This window comes from Methanosarcina sp. WWM596 (assembly GCF_000969965.1).
GTDB lineage: Archaea > Halobacteriota > Methanosarcinia > Methanosarcinales > Methanosarcinaceae > Methanosarcina.
On record NZ_CP009503.1, the window covers coordinates 2,702,967 to 2,718,413 of the forward strand.

A 15,447-nucleotide genomic window follows, 5' to 3' on the forward strand; every position below is an offset into this window, starting at 1 on the left:
TCGGGATTAACTGTTCCAGAGGAAATACCAGTTCCTCCAATACAGGACAAGTAATGAATAATCTGAGAAGAAATCATTTTCGTTGATCAAAATAACTATACTCAATATATATTATTGAGTAGTGGTGTCTTATTACTCACGATATATTATTGCATGATACTTGTATTCATAATACATAGATTGCACATACTCCATCTTAAACTCATGTTTACTTGCAATATTTTCTATTGTATCGGGTTTATGAGTATATCCGAGAATATCTTTCGGGCGGTTTTTTAAGCTCGCTGATATGATATTGAGAGCTTCAAAACCTATTTTGTATAAGATTTTCCAGCACCCAAAATTTCGTGAGAAGAACCCTATTTTCCATAATGGATATAAGCGAGGGTCCAGTAAGTCAAAAAGTACTATTTTGCCCCCCTTATTAAGGTGCTCTGATGCATTGGATATAAAATTATCAACTTCTTCATCTGTGAGGTATTGGATCACTCCGGCTGCAGTTATCCTGTCAAAGGAGGTATCAAGCTTCTCCCAGACTGTTTTATCGTCAGCAAGGATTAAATCTACATGTTCATACTTTCGTTCCCTTATTCTTTTGTTCGCTTCATCAAGCATTGATTCCGAAAAATCAGCACCCACAAGCCTTTCATATTCAGGTGCGTAATATACCAGAAGCTCTCCGGCTCCGCAACCAAAGTCAAGAAGGGTTTTGCCCCCATTCAGATGATAGAGTTTTTCCCTGGCTTCTCTGGAAATAAATTCCTCAGCCGAAGACCGGTGACCACCGCTTCTCTTACCTGCAAAGAACTCTTCCCAGACAGATTTTGGTTTCGACATGTTTTTTATACCCCCAAATCCTGCTTTATCTTAACTACAAAATCTATCTATTGATCGATTAATTTTTCCTTCAATTATGGATTTATTTTTAATTTATACACTAGTTTCACTCATATATACGTAAATATTTATATCTTTCGAACAAAGAATCTTCATAAACCTTCAGCAGGAAACCTCTGAGTCTTTAGCTCAGGGGATATAAGCGTCAACTTCAACCCTGGTTCCGTATATAATATTCTGCTGCTTTTTTACTAACATTTTCGATAGTAGAAGCAAAATCCCCATCACTCCATATTCACTTAATTCTGCGCCAGAAACACCAGGTTCTGCCTGGGAACTTCCTCATTAACAAAAAATTCATTCGGCATATATATTTTAACTCATTTAAGATCTTATTGGTGTCTCAATGAAACGAACCTCAAAGGAATGGAAAGAAAAAAGGGTTGAATTCATTAAAGGTAAAACCTGTGCCTGGTGTGGCTCTTCTGAGCGCCTGTGTGTTCACACACCCGGAGCCTTTTCTCCGGCAGAAGTCCGTTCCGGGATTTACAGTCTTGCCTATGCCAGATTCAGGGAAGTGTACAGACAAAAGTATCAGAAATTCGAACATGTCCTCACAGGCAAACACCGACATAAAAGCCATCCTGCCTGGCACAAAGCCTCTACTGTGCATAAAGCCGAGCCTGACAATACCGACCTCGAAGAGCAGTGTATCGAGGTACTTGTTGAAGACACGGGAGAGGGAAACTTCAAAAAACTTTACCATGAATGGCTTGAAGAAAGCGGGATTAAAGAGTTAATTGAAGAAGAAACCCGAAAAGCCGAGGAAGAATACGCATCTTTTGAACATGCAATTGTGCTCTGCAATCGATGTCATTTTGCAAGCCTGAGGGGCATGGAGCTCTGCCCGGTATGCAAAAAAAAGTATAAGCCTTCAAGGTATGAAACCTGTTTTGACTGTCTGCCTGATGAAAAAAAGAAAGATGTTCTGGAGAGGCAAAAGGAAAAATAGAATTTTCCGAAGAATTCGGAGCAGTTTTCTGATAAATCATTTGCTGATGAGCCATAGTTTCATTTTATGCCTGAGGAGGTATGAAACGGGAACGTCCGGTTTTTCAGAAAAGAGCCCAACCACTTCCTCCGCATGCCTTGCAGGTTCCTGTTTCCAGGTTTCCTGCCCCACCGCAGAGAGGGCATATTATTGCAGGCTGGGCAACGAGCACGTTTCCCTGCCCTCCGCAGGCTTGACAGATTCCACCTTCAGAATGCCCGGTTCCGCTGCAAAGCGAACATTTTTCCGGAGCATACTCCGTATCGACATAGGTATAGAGCATCTCATCACCTTCTTCATTTATTAGCACAGGGTAACTTGTCTAAGCAAAAGATTCTTTTAATACATCTTTTCGGCGTTATGAGTTAAAAGATCTTGCAAAAAGATGAAAAAGAAAGTGTTATAATGTAATTGCCGGATTTTCTTTATATATTTCATATTTATAATAAAAAGTTTGAAACCTCCGGTCCTTTAGCTCGGGGTAGTTCACCCTTTTGTGCAAAAAAATATTTTTTCCTGTACGGTCTGACTCTATTTAGCATGAAAGTCTATGAGGAGATCTTCCTCACGTACTCTCTCTTTCTTCATTTCTCGCAATTACATATATTTCACTCATTATTTTGATCCTTTCATCAACTGAGAATATCTCAGTCTCCACTATCTTTCTCTTTTGAATTTCCCCCTTTTTATATCCAGTTTCATCTTCATACATCTCCTCGTTTGTGATCAGATGCCATATAATTGTTGCAATTTTTCTTGCCAGGGCAATAATTGCCTTTGAATGCCCAATCGACTTCTTTTTTCTGTTGAAAAACTCTTTTAACCTGCTATTTTTTGTTCTTGCTGCTGCCTGAGCAATCTGTGTTAGAATCCACCTTGCTTCCTTAGATCCTCTCTTAGTGATTCTTCCGTTATGGTATTTATCCGCTGATTGGTACACATTCGGAACTATGCCAAGCCATGAAGCAAGCTTATCCCCTGAAGAAAAATCTTTGAAATCGCCTATTTCAGCAATAAGAGTTGCCGCTCCAAGTTCTCCTATTCCTGGAACAGACATTAAAATTTCCATTTCTTGCTTATGATTTTTATAAGCATAATTGAATATTTCTTTTTCCAAAATTTTGATTTCATTGTCAAGATGCTTTATGATATCCAGACAGATCTGAAGCCTGAATGCAGCACCTTGAGAGATTTCTCTGTCCAGAGTTTCCCTTATCTGATCACTTTTTTTACGAACATTTGGGGAAAGGCTTGCTATAATCTGGTCAACGCTTTTACCTGAACAAATTCCTGATAGAATTGCTCTACCACTCTTACCAAAAATATCTGTTAGCACATTCTTCAGATTAAACATTTCAGGTGCGAGTATGGCGTGAGCTTCATTTTTTATATCTGTTCTTTTTTGTACAAGGTTATGGCGAAGCCGGATACATGAACGAAATGTTCTATGGTTTTTTGGGAAAACTCTTGATGGTTGAATCATATTATTCAATGCAAGTTGTGCGATGAATTCGGAATCGATCTTATCTGTTTTTTTGTGTGTAAACGCCTTCATATCTCGGGCATTTCCAACTATAACAGGTAGATGTTTTATCAACGCATCATAAATCGGAACCCAAAAGTCACTCGTTGATTCACAGGCAACAACGTCACATTTATCTGATATAACCCAGTTTTTAAAAGCTAAAATTTCGTCAGGGGTTCTAGAGAAATATTGTTGCTGTTTTTCACCAGATCTACTGAGGATTGTAGCAATGAAAAAGAGTTTGTGAATGTCTAAACCACAAGCTTTGTTAATGACTTCAACCAATTTAGATCACCAAATTAGATCACCAAATTAATTTGGGCAGTAGAATTGCCTCAAAGGCCAATTTAGCATCCGTGATCAAAGTCACATTTGAGCCTTCGATGGCAATTCACTGGTTAGTTTTATCACGGCTTCAAAGAACCAAAATAAGTACAACCTTACTGCCCAAGAGAATGATGAGGTTGATAGGTAAAAAAGGTAAGGAAAAAAAAGTACTTTCATTTCTTTGTGCCTGTTATTCGAAGAATTTCATATGCGTTTTATTCATAACTTCTTCTCTTTGTAACATAAAATGTTATTTGTAATGATTCCAGTAATTTTAAGTAACATTAAAAAAATAATAATCATCGGGGAGAGTTTTTCAAGTTGTGTCCTGGGGGGATGCAGGCTTTAAAATATATCTCCTTATTTTTGGGAGTTGGGAGTATGGCAAGTAAAGATGATCTACAATTTTTGTCAGCAAGCACAATAAAGAGAGACAGGATCCTTAATAGAGCAAGAGAGCATTTTGGAAAAATTGAGGAATTAATGATCGACCTTCAGGACGGAAGAATAGCTTACGCAGTGCTTTCTTTTGGCGGATTTCTGGGTATAAGCAATAAGCTGTTTGCACTTCCCTGGAAAGCTCTGTCGCTGAATGTGCATGAACACGCCTTCGTACTTAACGTCGACAAAGAAGTGCTGGAGCAGGCAGAAGGTTTTGATAAGGATAAATGGCCATTCACAGACCGCGAATGGCTTTCCAAAATGTATACTTACTACGAATACGAACCTTACTGGCAGCCTGAAATGGCAGGACAAACCGGAGTAAGGGCAGAAAGGGCGGCAGAAGGTAAAGAATACCCGGATTTTTTGTCTTCAGGCACGATAAAAGGGGATAAGGTCATCAATAAGGCTGGAGAACACCTCGGGAAAATCGAGGAATTAATGATCGATCTTGAAAATGGTAGAGTCGCGTATACCGTACTGTCTTTTGGCGGGTTCCTGGGTATGGGTGACAAATTATTTGCTATTCCCTGGCAGGCTCTTCAACTGAAAGTTCACGAGCACGCTTTCGTACTTGACGTGCCTAAAGAAACCCTGAAAAAGGCAGAGGGCTTTGATAAAGATAACTGGCCTATAACTACCCGTGAGTGGCTTTCCACTATGTATGGTTACTATGGATACCAGCCTTACTGGCAGTGGGAAAGAGAAAGAATTGAGAGTAGACCAGGAAACATTTAACACTTTCTTACTTCCCATGAAGGTAAAGGAATCAACCTTACGGGCCGATCGGATGCCTGTTTACATGTTTTTTGTAGCTTAAAGATGTCAAACTCTGATTTGAAGCTTGTAAGGATTCCATTTTTTTAACTCTCTGTTTATTTTCTGTGCCTCAAATTCTCAGTTCCTGTTAAAAGCTGTGCCAGTAGGGACTTTTTTATCTCCACTGCATCGTTAGGGCAGAGTTCCCTACAGCAGTAGCACAGGATGCATTTTTCCGGATTGATCCTGAATGTTCCGTCTTTCTGCCCTTCTACAGCCTTGGGGGAACAGTTCAGATAGCAGGTCCCGCATCGGGTACATTTCCTTTGATTAATCCGGGGATTAATGGTATAATATTTGCCGAGGCTGCGCTTAAGGAAAGCAGGGGTAGTACTGACTCCTCCGCTTGACGGCTTGAATTTCTTTCTCACCTCTTTTAACGGCTTTCCGACCACGACAGGGCACTGGTTTCCAAATCCCTTCTTAAGGGCTCCTGCTGTAGTGGGTATTTTGAGGGGGTCAAAACCGATCATTTCTGCTGCAACAATATCCATTGAGACGCAGTCCGGGCTTGCCATAATTACCCCTGAGTTTACAGGTTTTCCGTGGGAAGGCCCGTTTCCTTCCATGCCCCATACCCCGTCCATGATCGAAAAAGCAGGTTTGACAACTGAGTACACATCGGCTACGGCTTCGCCAAAAAGTTCCCGTTTCCCAAGAAGGTGCATTTCTTTTCGGCATTTCAGAGGGAGGGCCCCGAAGAAATTTTTGACCGCACCTGTATAATATGTAAGTTCATGGGTTTTCAGTTTCGGAAGAGAGATTACAATATCGGCTTCAAGGACTGGGTTTGCAATGTACAATTTCCGGAACCGGAGGGGTTCAGGGACTTCTACCAGGGTAAAGCCTGAAGTTTCAAAATTCACCACCCTTGCTCCGGCTTTTCGAGCAGCCTCTTCTATACCTGAGGTTTTCAGGGCTTTTGCCGTAGCCCCGGGTCTTGATATCCCGGCTCCGTCTCCTACAACTGGTTTCCCTCCTGCGTCGAGCACGAATTCACACATTGCTTCTACCACCGAAGGATGGGTAGTTGTGGCAGCTTCCGGGGGGCTAGCTGCAAGGATGTTTGGCTTGAGAAGTACGCTGTCTCCAGGCTCAATTATGTTTTCAACTCCGCCTAGCAGGTCAAGAGCTTTAGCTATTGCTTCTTTCGTATCAGAATACTCAGGGCAGGAAACTATTGAGACTTTGTTCATTGCTAAAAAGTGAATAGAAATAATTATTGAATTCTTTTCCGGTTTCAATTTGTTGTTTTAGGCTGTTATCAGTTTGTCAGCTTTCTTAAGTACTTTTTTTACCATGGGGTTTACCGGTTTTTAAGACCCATCATTGAATCTATTTCTTCAGCTATGTTTTCCAGCTCATCAAGTATCCTTTCCGAGTCTTTTCTCATCTCCTTTACTGCAGCTTTCAGACTGCCTCCCCTCAGATAAATCAGACGTTTTTTTCTGTAAAGGAGTCCGGAGTCATTGAGGTTTCGGAGATGATGATTGATTCTTGGGATTTTCATATCAAGGTCTTCAGCCAGATATTCTGTAGAACTGAGTTCGTCATTTGAAAGTTTTTCGAGTAAGCTGAAGATTATTTTGTTGGCTGTATTTTCGGTATCCCTTCCCGAAGAAAAGCCAAAGCTGTCACAGAACCATAAAAGGTCTTCTTCAAGGCTCTTTATCTGGGGCTTTTCAAGATTTCGAAGGATAATCTGCTGAACCATCTGTGTATTATTTTAGAGATTCATGTATATATATTTTATTTTAATTTGTAAACATCATTTCGATTTTTTTGCAATTATATTTATTTTATTTACAAATTTTGTCTGGTTTGCTGGTAATTTTTAAATAGAAGTTTTGCATTATATGGGGATAGTTGGGCGTTTTACAGCTCAATACATTCATTAATTCCATGCTGATTGATAGCAACTAGTGAATGTTCAGCTAATATGAGGTCACTTACATATAAAGGAGGAACAAAGAGTGATTATCAGACCTATTGGCGAACGAGTATTACTCAAACACCAGGAGATAGAAAAAGTGACTAAAGGCGGGATTTATATCCCCGATTCTGCACAGCAAGAGAAAAAAGAAGGAATAGTTCTGGCTGTGGGGACCTTTGAAGACGGGAAGGAGCTACCTCTGAAAAAGGGAGACCACGTAATTTACGGGGGATACCAAGCCGATGAGATTGAAATAGATGATGAAAAATATATTTTTGTCGACTTCAAGGATATTCTGGCAACAGTTGTTGAAGAATAATTTCGAATGAGGTCGCTTCTGAAAATATTTCATCATTTAGATCCCGAATGTCAGGTAAATCACGACTTCGATAAATCATAGCTTAACTAAGTAAGAATATTTTATCTTAATCCAGGTGAATACAGATGGCTTCAAAGCAGATAATGTTTGATGAGAGTGCAAGAAAAGCCCTCTTAAACGGTGTAGATAAAGTTGCAAATACTGTTAAGATCACCCTGGGGCCGAGGGGTCGTTATGTCGTGCTGGATAAAAGCACAAAACCTGTGGTCACAAATGACGGTGTTACCATTGCAAAAGAAATAGAGCTCCATGACAAGTTTGAAAATATGGGCGCCAAGCTTGTCAAAGAGGTTGCCTCCAAAACCCAGGACAACACAGGAGATGGGACAACTACCGCAACCCTCCTTGCTCAGAGCATGATCCGTGAAGGCCTGAAAAACATCAGTGCAGGGGCAAACCCTATAGAAGTCAAGAAAGGGATTGAGATCGCTACGGAAAAGGTTGTAGGGTATCTCAAGAGCAAGAGCGTGGAGGTAAAAGGCAAGGACAATATCATACAGGTAGCTACTATTTCTGCAAACAATGATGAAGAAATAGGCAACCTGATCTCCGATGCTATGGAAAAGGTCGGCTACAACGGGGTAATCACTGTTGAAGACTCAAAGACAATGGAAACCAGCCTTGATGTGGTCGAGGGTATGCAGTTTGACCGCGGCTTTGTTTCCCCATACATGGCACTTGATACTGAAAAAATGATCTGTGAATTTGAAGATCCCTATATACTGATTACAGACAAGAAGATCAACAGCATGAAGCAGATCGTACCTGTGCTTGAGAAGGTCGCTTCTGAAAGCCGTTCCCTCTTGATTATTGCTGAGGACGTTGATGGGGATGCCCAGGCAGCCCTGATCCTGAACATCATCCGCGGAGCCCTGAAGGTCTGCGCTGTAAAAGCTCCTGGGTTCGGAAACGAGAGAAAAGAGATGCTTGAGGACATTGCCGTCCTTACCGGTGGGCAGGTTATCAGTGAAGAAAAAGGCATGAAACTTGAGGAATTCAGTGACTACATGCTTGGAAGTGCCAGGAAAGTCACGGTTGACAACCATAAAACCATAATCGTGGAAGGCAAGGGTAACAAAGCAAAGATTGATGAAAGGGTCAGAGTCATCGAAGCTCAGATTAACATTGCTGAAGCCGACTACAGAAAAACCGAGCTTAAAAAACGCCAGGCAAAGCTTGGGGGAGGTGTTGCTGTAATCAAAGTAGGAGCTGCAACAGAAACCGAGCTCAAGGAAAAGAAGATGAGAATCGATGATGCCCTGAACGCCACAAAAGCCGCAGTTGAGGAAGGTGTAGTCACAGGAGGAGGAGTAAGTCTCTTCCGTGCAGCTGAAATTCTTGAATCCCTGAACTTTGATGGCGACAGGCAGGTGGGTGTAAAGATCGTCCAGAGGTCCATAGAAGATCCTGTCCGTCAGATCGCCATAAATGCAGGCAGGGAAGGCGCTGAAGTGGTGGCAGCCATAAGGGCAGAACCCAGCGAACTCTTCGGGTACAATGCAAAGAGTGATGTCTTTGAAGACCTCTTCGAAGCGGGTGTAATCGATCCGACAAAAGTGGTAAGAAGCGGGCTTCAGAATGCCGCCTCAATCGCGGGGATGGTGCTCACGACTGAAGCTCTCGTGACCGATTTCGATGAAGAGAAAGACGACAGGACAGATACAATTATTATCTGATTGTGGTTTTTTTCTTTTCTCTTTTTTTCTTTTCTTTTCTTTTCTTTTCTTTTCTTTTTTTTTCTTTTTCTTTTTTCCTGATTTCATTCTTCCTTTTCCCTAATCACTCTGAAGCCCTCCTCCTTTTTCTTTTATCTCAGGTAAGGGCTGAAAACCTTTTTCTGTCATTAGCGCAATATTTTTGTAAAAGCGTAATTTTCCATATTTCTAACTGTTAATTTATAGTCAAACTGTTATCCTCTCCCATCTTTATTCATAATCACTCATAATCCCCTTAATCATCCAGTTCGTTTACTAAAAACTCCCCCTGCCAGAAAGGTGAAAGTAAAGATGCTTGAAATTTACTGCGATTCATCCTATAATGAAGGTGAAAATTCTTACATCGGTTGCGTGGTGCTGCGGGACAGCATGCAGCTTCATCAATCAACAACTAAAGTCCCGGGTCATCCTCAAAATAATCTTGACTGTGAACTTGCAGCCCTCAATTTTGCCATATCCCTTATCAGGATTTTTTCAAAAGGCGATACAGAAATAGTTGTTTATAATGACTCTACTGAAGCCGTAAAAACTTTTCAGGCAAGGGCGCAGGAAGTAGAAAAGGAGTTTTCGGGGTCTGGAGTTAGCTTCGAGTATATTCCCCGTGAGAAGATGAATCAGGCAGCTGCAGATAGCCTGTCTAAAAAGTTTCCTGTTTTTTTCTCGAGTACATCCACGTCGGATGTGGAATCTTTCTCGAGGCGGGAAGATATTCTTTCAGACATTGCCCAAAATGGAAGCAACGTTTTTTATCTGGAAAAAGTTCCGGAAAAGTCCACTAATAAAAAAACCTGCTACAGGTTGATAGTCCGCACAATGGAAAAGACCCTTTCCGATGACCTGGTTTATCTGGTAAAAAAAGGAGGTCCGGGCACTCAGGTAAAGGCTGCGGAAGAGATTAGAAAAGACCTTTCAAACCCTGAAATTCTTTTTTCTCTTAAATCAAAGGGTATAAGACTTGAAAATTCCTATTTCCTGCTCACGGATGAAACCTGGGGGCTTCGGGGAACGGATAGCCAGGCATACTCCATTCTACCCTCTTCTATTCCCCATAAGGTCATATGCGATGAAGTAGATCGGTCACCTCAAAACCTCTTCAGAAGAGCAGAACGTTTCAGGTAATGCTTCTGCGCTCCGCAGTCCATTACCGAACATCCCATGATCAAACACCGGTGCACTGAAAGTTAAAGTATTCCACTTATAATATTATCATTCAACCCCAAAACCCAACTTAAACCCCTGAGTATCCATGAAACCCATAGATTACAAAACACAGCTCTTGCTAACAGTTTTCGTCAGCTCTCTGCTTCTTGGAAATCTTCTTGGGAGCAAGCTAATTGAGATCTTCGGAATTGTAACCTCAGTCGGTTTATTCGGATATCCGGTTACTTTTCTTATTACGGACATAGTAGAAGAGGTTAGGGGAAAAGAAGTAACAAAGATTTTCGTACACGCTGGCTTCCTTTCACTCTGCATCGCTGTACTTTTCGTATTTGTAAGTACAGGGTTGACCCCCTCCCCTCTGTATCCGCATAGTGAGGCTTATAATAATGTTTTCTCAAACTCCCTGCGGATTATCCTGGCAAGCATGATCGCTTTTGTCATAAGCCAGTACCATGACCTCTGGGCTTTTAACTTCTGGAAGCAGAAGACAAATGGTAGACACCTCTGGCTTAGAAACAACCTTTCAACAATTGTTTCCCAGCTGTTCGACTCCATTATTTTCATTTTTATCGCTTTCTATCATGCAACTCCCGAACTGGGAGCAGTCCCAATTCTTTATATGGTTTTGCCTCTCTGGGCCCTTAAAGCGGTTTTTGCCCTCCTTGACACTCCCTTTGTATATCTTGGAGTCCGGTGGCTTGCTTCTGAAAGCACGGACGATGCCCCCTATCATGGGGAAAGCATGGAGGCAGGCTCGGTTAATGGTTAAAAAAGGGGATGGTTCCTGAAATCAGCTTCGATTCTGAAGTGGTTCGGGAATATATTTCCGGGGCTTAAATCCCAATGCTTATGGGTATCACCGTCCTATACATTAACGGGGGGTGCTAATTATGGCAGAACATCCTGAGGTAAAAATTTGGCAGGTAAAGGCCGAGATCCGGAGTAATGAGACAAATTCCGAAAAGGATTACGAAAGAAAAGCTGAAGAGCAGGAGAAGTCAGGTAAAGAAACAGGTACTCGACACACAGGAATTCCCTCTGAAGAATTCTGTATCTCCTGCCTGGATATGCCTGAGGAACAGCGTAAGGGTATGACCCTGGAGATCCAGCAGGTAGCTGAAAGGATTCTGAAAGCCCATGGAGTTATTAACGAACCTCGAGACCTCTTAAAGGGAGAGTGGTTTCTCAAACTTCAGAAGCCGGAGTTTGAAAAGAAACTGGTTCTTGCAAAATTCGGAGAAGAGATTTTTATAGGTTTTTATATTTATCCGGAAGAGACTCCTGTCCCTGACCCTAATTTTGTTTTGCTTTTTCAATATGGGCTCTGGTATCCCCAAAGAATAGAAGATAAATTTGAAGAAACTGTCGCTTCTTTCTTTACGGGAGCTTATGGAGACTACGATTTCCTCAATATTGTCCCTGAAAACGTTGAAAAATTCCTGTCTTCTCAATGTGATTTTGCAAAAAAGCTTGAAGACCAGGGATGGGATGAGCCGGATGTGGAGGTAATTGAAAAAATTATGCCGAATGATTGAGTTCCTCTGAGAACTCAAGTTTCTGTAGAATTTATCCAGTTCAGAGGGTTCGTTTTTTCTTTTCAACCTCTTCCGAGAATTAATTTTTTCTTCTAACTTCTTACGAAAATTAGTTTTTTTTTATGCTCTCTCATCTCTGATTCTATGTTTTTCCCCACAGAATATTTAAATATTGAAAGCATACGCAGTTTCAGGTACATTCAGTGATAGTATCTACTCAATGATGGAACATATTTGATGATATTACTTGCTTTTACCCTGTGGCTTTTATAGTAATCGCTTTTCAGAAGGTCTTTTATGTTTTTGATAAATTCCGAATGCATCCTTTCAAAAAAATCCGAAGATATCCCTCCTTTCTATGTGATGGAAGTACTGGAAAGTGCCAAGGCCCTGGAAGCTCAGGGCAGGCATATAATCCACCTCGAGGTCGGAGAGCCTGATTTCCCTACCGCCTCCCATATATGTGAGGCTGCATGTACTGCGATTGGTCAGGGACTTACAAAGTACACTCATAGCCAGGGACTTCCCGCTCTTAGAGAAGCAATAGTTGAGTCTTATTATCAGAAGTTTGGAGTTGACCTGGATCCCAATCAGGTTATTGTTACTTCCGGGACAAGTCCTGGTCTCCTGATGGCTTTTATGGCTCTGCTTGAAAAGAGGGATGAAGTAATTATGTCGAACCCTCACTATGCCTGCTATCCGAATTTCGTAAAATATCTGGGTGGGGTCCCTGTTTTTGTCTATACGAGTGAGATAAACGGCTTTGCCCTTGAACCGGAAACCGTAAGACAGTGCCTGAGCCCGAACACCAAAGCCATTCTCATTAATAGCCCTTCAAATCCTGGAGGGCATGTTATGTCTCCTGAAAGCTTGCAGGGCCTTGCATCAATAGCGGATGAAAAAGGAATTCCTATCGTTTCGGACGAAATCTACCAGGGCCTGATCTATGACGGAGAAGACCACAGTATTCTGGAATATACTAAAAATGCCTTTGTCCTGAATGGCTTTTCCAAACTGTATGCAATGACCGGCTGGAGGCTTGGCTATATTATCTGTCCCCCGAAATGCGTACGTGCAATTCAGAAAATTCACCAGAACTTTTTTATCTGCGCTAACTCCTTTGTCCAGGAAGCAGGCATTGCAGCCCTGAAAGGTTCCCAGGAACATGTTGCTGAGATGGTCCGGATTTATAATGTGCGCCGCCAGTACATGCTAAAAAGGCTTCTTGGCATGGGTCTCGATGTTCGCAGAGAGCCACTGGGAGCTTTTTATGTCCTTGCTGATGCCCGCAAGTTCTGCAGTGATTCTCTTAAACTGAGCCGCAGGATCCTCAATAAGGCAGGCGTGGCAGTAACTCCCGGCATAGACTTCGGAAACGGGGCAGAAGGTTACCTGCGCTTTTCCTACGCTAACAGCCTTGAAAACATTGCAGAAGGCATGGACCGTCTAGAAGTTTTCCTGGAAAAAGAATTTGAAGGTGAAGGATGAGACTGATGGATGAGACTGATGGATTAGACTGATGGATTAGACTGATGGATGAGACTGATGGATGAGACTGATGGATGAGACTGATGGATGAGACTGAATTATGAAAACTTCCAGAATCCGAAAGCAGTCCTTTTCTGCCTCTCAATTCTTATAATTATCTTTCTAATTTTACAGATGGATACTTGCATCACTGCAAATATCCAGGTGACGTAATCACTCGAAGGAAGTTCCGTCCTCGCTTTCATCAGAAAGCAGGGGGTAGTTCACTCCGTTTAATTCAGGTTATTATTTTTTCCGCTGTCGTAGCTTCACTCCCCTGCTTAAAATCAAAAATACTGCTTTGATTCCGACCTTCTTTTTCAGGACAGAAAATCCCCGTAATCATCCAGGTTCCATATGTGAAATGAGTCCCCATGATAAAGTAAAGTTCTTTTTCTTTCAGGAGTTCAAAGAGCTGTTCTTCTATTTTCTTTTTCACAGCCTCATGCTCCCTTTTTTCCCTTACAATATTCCGTACGGTTTCATTGAGTTCCCAGTCAAGCAGGTTAATTCTATGCCCCCTGCAGGCTTCTTCTCCCTCACACCTGAAAGTGTACCTGACCTCCACAGGCATTCTGGCTTTTTCCCCTTTTTCCAGAAAATCTCCCATCATATTAAAGTACTGCTGCCGGTCATAGGTTTCAATGCTGTTTACCTTAACCTCGACATCCAGAAGCTCTGGCTTTACTACTCCCAGACTTACTCCTTCAATGCTCAGCCTTTCTAAAGACGTCACCAGTGGCAGGATAAGCTCTTTTATTTTCCTGTCCTTTGCGGGCTTTTCCAGGTTTACATAATCAAGGACTTTCCTGCTTTCCAACCTCAGGTCATGCTCAGGCTTCGTAACCATAACCTCGAGCAGGTCATTCTTCCTGAAATCCACCAGTCCTTCGCCATACCTGAACCTGAGAGGGTAAAGCCTCAGGAGTTCTCCGGCTTTGTTGATGCCCGTAACTCCGACGGCATGCACTTCCCCGTTTCTTCTGCTTTTCTCCGGGGTAGCTCTGATAAGGACTGTTATCTCTTCTTTTTCTCGTTTCAAAGGGGGAACCTCAGTTGTTTTTGAGTTAATCTGGAGAAAGATTGGTTTTCGGAAATATTAACTTTTGAGGAAGCTTTGTGAAAGTGTTTCCTTCCGAAACTATCGGTTTCTCTACCTCTGTGACAGGTTAGGCCCGGAGATCTCAAAAAGAGGATATTATCAAAAAAGGGGTAAATATGGGGAGTGTCGATACTGGACTTAGAGGCTGCCTTAAAATTCAAACCATTTCTACATTTATATAGTGGTCATTGCTGACTTTTAATTCAGACTGTAAATTTATTACATCAGGTTTACTCGCTCGATGTATGAAAGTAAATACATTAGACATCATGGTTAAAATTTACACATTAGACATTTATCAGATTAATGACACTGTTTTTCAGTTCAAATGATAATTACTGTCATCATTGTAGAATCAAATTTAATTTTAAGACACGTTCTTAGAGATGCTTGAATTAGATATACTGGACTTAGATATACTGGACTTAGATATACTGGACTTAAAGATACTTGAATTAGAGATACTTGAATTAGAGGTACTTGAATTAGAGATACTTGAATTAGAGATTCTTGAATTAGAGGTACTCGTACAAAGCTGAGAAAGTTTTTCTGAAAATCAAAATTAAAGAAAAGAAAAAACGTGGGGCTGGTGAGATTCGAACTCACGATCGACGGGTATCTCCGAACAACTGCTTTCACAGTTTTTCTGGTGAGCATCTATCAGTGCTCCAACGGTTCCTCATTGTCCTGCCCCGTCGGGAAAGACTCGGTAGACCCGTTGTTCATCATTTATCCGCTGGAGCCCATCGCCATGCCGGGCTAGGCCACAGCCCCTTTATGAAGATTAACAAGGATACTCTCATATCCTTTCTCTTTTAAATAGTTAACGGAAGGAAATAATGTTTTCGGAATAATATTTCTATAAGGTTACTATTTCTTACTCAGTACATGAATTTGAAGTAAATTATTCCTGCAAGAATTGCGAGCATAAGTATTGCAAAGGAGATATAGCCAAGCAGCCGGACTGCAAAGTCATATGTGCTTATCTCACCTGTCCACTTTCCTGTTCTTCGGCGGTCAAAGTATTTTATCCATTTCTTGTTTAATTTCAAAGGCTTCAGGGCTCCCTTTTTAATTTTGTTCTATATCGAGGGT

16 protein-coding genes, 1 tRNA gene and 1 pseudogene are annotated in these 15,447 nt (G+C 41.6%); 9 read left to right on the top strand and 9 right to left on the bottom strand.

Annotation, left to right across the window (positions count from 1 at the left end):
- Nucleotides 1-132 precede the first annotated feature (132 nt).
- Nucleotides 133-837, bottom strand: coding sequence for a class I SAM-dependent methyltransferase (locus MSWHS_RS11905; RefSeq protein ID WP_048129775.1), 705 nt, complete (start codon nt 835-837; stop codon nt 133-135).
- Nucleotides 838-1,048: 211 nt separating this feature from the next.
- Nucleotides 1,049-1,132: pseudogene (locus MSWHS_RS20470) on the bottom strand (IS200/IS605 family transposase); the annotation flags it as partial.
- A 111-nt stretch (nt 1,133-1,243) separates the two neighbouring features.
- On the opposite strand from MSWHS_RS20470, the gene MSWHS_RS11910 reads away from it, so the two are divergent.
- The gene (locus tag MSWHS_RS11910) at nt 1,244-1,849 is read left to right on the top strand and encodes a hypothetical protein (protein ID WP_048129774.1); all 606 of its coding nucleotides are present in this window, start codon (nt 1,244-1,246) and stop codon (nt 1,847-1,849) included.
- A 103-nt stretch (nt 1,850-1,952) separates the two neighbouring features.
- Here the strand turns inward: MSWHS_RS11910 and MSWHS_RS11915 are convergent, their stop codons facing one another.
- On the bottom strand, nt 1,953-2,198 hold the full coding sequence (locus MSWHS_RS11915) for a transcriptional regulator (RefSeq protein ID WP_231585414.1): 246 nt from the start codon (nt 2,196-2,198) through the stop codon (nt 1,953-1,955).
- Nucleotides 2,199-2,453: 255 nt separating this feature from the next.
- Nucleotides 2,454-3,698, bottom strand: a complete 1,245-nt coding sequence (locus MSWHS_RS11920; protein WP_048125153.1) for an IS110 family transposase — start codon at nt 3,696-3,698, stop codon at nt 2,454-2,456.
- A gap of 423 nt (nt 3,699-4,121) precedes the next feature.
- Between MSWHS_RS11920 and MSWHS_RS11925 the strand changes: the two genes are divergently transcribed.
- The gene (locus tag MSWHS_RS11925; RefSeq protein ID WP_048130675.1) at nt 4,122-4,919 is read left to right on the top strand and encodes a PRC-barrel domain-containing protein; all 798 of its coding nucleotides are present in this window, start codon (nt 4,122-4,124) and stop codon (nt 4,917-4,919) included.
- Between the two features lie 137 nt (nt 4,920-5,056).
- Here MSWHS_RS11925 and MSWHS_RS11930 read toward each other — a convergent pair whose 3' ends face one another.
- Nucleotides 5,057-6,196, bottom strand: coding sequence for a DUF362 domain-containing protein (locus MSWHS_RS11930; RefSeq protein ID WP_048130673.1), 1,140 nt, complete (start codon nt 6,194-6,196; stop codon nt 5,057-5,059).
- 110 nt (nt 6,197-6,306) lie between these two features.
- Nucleotides 6,307-6,714, bottom strand: coding sequence for a helix-turn-helix domain-containing protein (locus MSWHS_RS11935; RefSeq protein ID WP_048129772.1), 408 nt, complete (start codon nt 6,712-6,714; stop codon nt 6,307-6,309).
- A 259-nt stretch (nt 6,715-6,973) separates the two neighbouring features.
- Between MSWHS_RS11935 and groES the strand changes: the two genes are divergently transcribed.
- The 6 genes from groES (at nt 6,974) to MSWHS_RS11970 (ending at nt 13,211) form a co-directional block, all read left to right on the top strand.
- Nucleotides 6,974-7,252 carry a co-chaperone GroES gene (gene groES, locus MSWHS_RS11940; RefSeq protein ID WP_048129771.1) on the top strand — a complete coding sequence of 93 codons (279 nt, stop codon included), beginning with the start codon at nt 6,974-6,976 and terminating at the stop codon, nt 7,250-7,252.
- A gap of 125 nt (nt 7,253-7,377) precedes the next feature.
- Nucleotides 7,378-8,988, top strand: coding sequence for a chaperonin GroEL (gene groL, locus MSWHS_RS11945; RefSeq protein ID WP_048129770.1), 1,611 nt, complete (start codon nt 7,378-7,380; stop codon nt 8,986-8,988).
- Nucleotides 8,989-9,318: 330 nt separating this feature from the next.
- Nucleotides 9,319-10,146 carry a ribonuclease H family protein gene (locus MSWHS_RS11955; RefSeq protein WP_048129768.1) on the top strand — a complete coding sequence of 276 codons (828 nt, stop codon included), beginning with the start codon at nt 9,319-9,321 and terminating at the stop codon, nt 10,144-10,146.
- A 127-nt stretch (nt 10,147-10,273) separates the two neighbouring features.
- Nucleotides 10,274-10,957 carry a queuosine precursor transporter gene (locus MSWHS_RS11960; protein ID WP_048129767.1) on the top strand — a complete coding sequence of 228 codons (684 nt, stop codon included), beginning with the start codon at nt 10,274-10,276 and terminating at the stop codon, nt 10,955-10,957.
- A 121-nt stretch (nt 10,958-11,078) separates the two neighbouring features.
- Nucleotides 11,079-11,723: a hypothetical protein gene (locus MSWHS_RS11965; RefSeq protein WP_048129766.1), complete on the top strand. Its 645-nt coding sequence runs from the start codon at nt 11,079-11,081 to the stop codon at nt 11,721-11,723.
- 297 nt (nt 11,724-12,020) lie between these two features.
- Nucleotides 12,021-13,211, top strand: coding sequence for a pyridoxal phosphate-dependent aminotransferase (locus tag MSWHS_RS11970; RefSeq protein WP_048129765.1), 1,191 nt, complete (start codon nt 12,021-12,023; stop codon nt 13,209-13,211).
- Nucleotides 13,212-13,488: 277 nt separating this feature from the next.
- Here MSWHS_RS11970 and MSWHS_RS11975 read toward each other — a convergent pair whose 3' ends face one another.
- Entirely contained in the window at nt 13,489-14,292 is an 804-nt protein-coding gene (locus MSWHS_RS11975; protein ID WP_048129764.1) for a hypothetical protein, read from the bottom strand.
- A 446-nt stretch (nt 14,293-14,738) separates the two neighbouring features.
- Between MSWHS_RS11975 and MSWHS_RS20475 the strand changes: the two genes are divergently transcribed.
- Nucleotides 14,739-14,891 carry a hypothetical protein gene (locus MSWHS_RS20475; RefSeq protein WP_156148208.1) on the top strand — a complete coding sequence of 51 codons (153 nt, stop codon included), beginning with the start codon at nt 14,739-14,741 and terminating at the stop codon, nt 14,889-14,891.
- 42 nt (nt 14,892-14,933) lie between these two features.
- On the opposite strand, the gene MSWHS_RS11980 is transcribed toward MSWHS_RS20475, so the two are convergent.
- Together MSWHS_RS11980 and MSWHS_RS20480 are read right to left on the bottom strand one after the other, a co-directional pair.
- Nucleotides 14,934-15,126, bottom strand: a tRNA-Trp gene (locus tag MSWHS_RS11980).
- Nucleotides 15,127-15,233: 107 nt separating this feature from the next.
- Nucleotides 15,234-15,404, bottom strand: coding sequence for a hypothetical protein (locus tag MSWHS_RS20480; RefSeq protein WP_156148207.1), 171 nt, complete (start codon nt 15,402-15,404; stop codon nt 15,234-15,236).
- Nucleotides 15,405-15,447: the final 43 nt, after the last annotated feature.

Bases quoted from the DNA above. Each gene is read 5' to 3' on its own strand.
- MSWHS_RS11930 (WP_048130673.1), bottom strand. From the start codon at position 6,196: ATGAACAAAGTCTCAATAGTTTCCTGCCCTGAGTATTCTGATACGAAA.
- MSWHS_RS11925 (WP_048130675.1), top strand. From the start codon at position 4,122: ATGGCAAGTAAAGATGATCTACAATTTTTGTCAGCAAGCACAATAAAG.
- MSWHS_RS11970 (WP_048129765.1), top strand. From the start codon at position 12,021: ATGTTTTTGATAAATTCCGAATGCATCCTTTCAAAAAAATCCGAAGAT.
- MSWHS_RS20475 (WP_156148208.1), top strand. From the start codon at position 14,739: ATGCTTGAATTAGATATACTGGACTTAGATATACTGGACTTAGATATA.
- MSWHS_RS11960 (WP_048129767.1), top strand. From the start codon at position 10,274: ATGAAACCCATAGATTACAAAACACAGCTCTTGCTAACAGTTTTCGTC.
- groL (WP_048129770.1), top strand. From the start codon at position 7,378: ATGGCTTCAAAGCAGATAATGTTTGATGAGAGTGCAAGAAAAGCCCTC.
- MSWHS_RS11910 (WP_048129774.1), top strand. From the start codon at position 1,244: ATGAAACGAACCTCAAAGGAATGGAAAGAAAAAAGGGTTGAATTCATT.
- MSWHS_RS11935 (WP_048129772.1), bottom strand. From the start codon at position 6,714: ATGGTTCAGCAGATTATCCTTCGAAATCTTGAAAAGCCCCAGATAAAG.
- MSWHS_RS11965 (WP_048129766.1), top strand. From the start codon at position 11,079: ATGGCAGAACATCCTGAGGTAAAAATTTGGCAGGTAAAGGCCGAGATC.
- MSWHS_RS11955 (WP_048129768.1), top strand. From the start codon at position 9,319: ATGCTTGAAATTTACTGCGATTCATCCTATAATGAAGGTGAAAATTCT.
- MSWHS_RS11905 (WP_048129775.1), bottom strand. From the start codon at position 837: ATGTCGAAACCAAAATCTGTCTGGGAAGAGTTCTTTGCAGGTAAGAGA.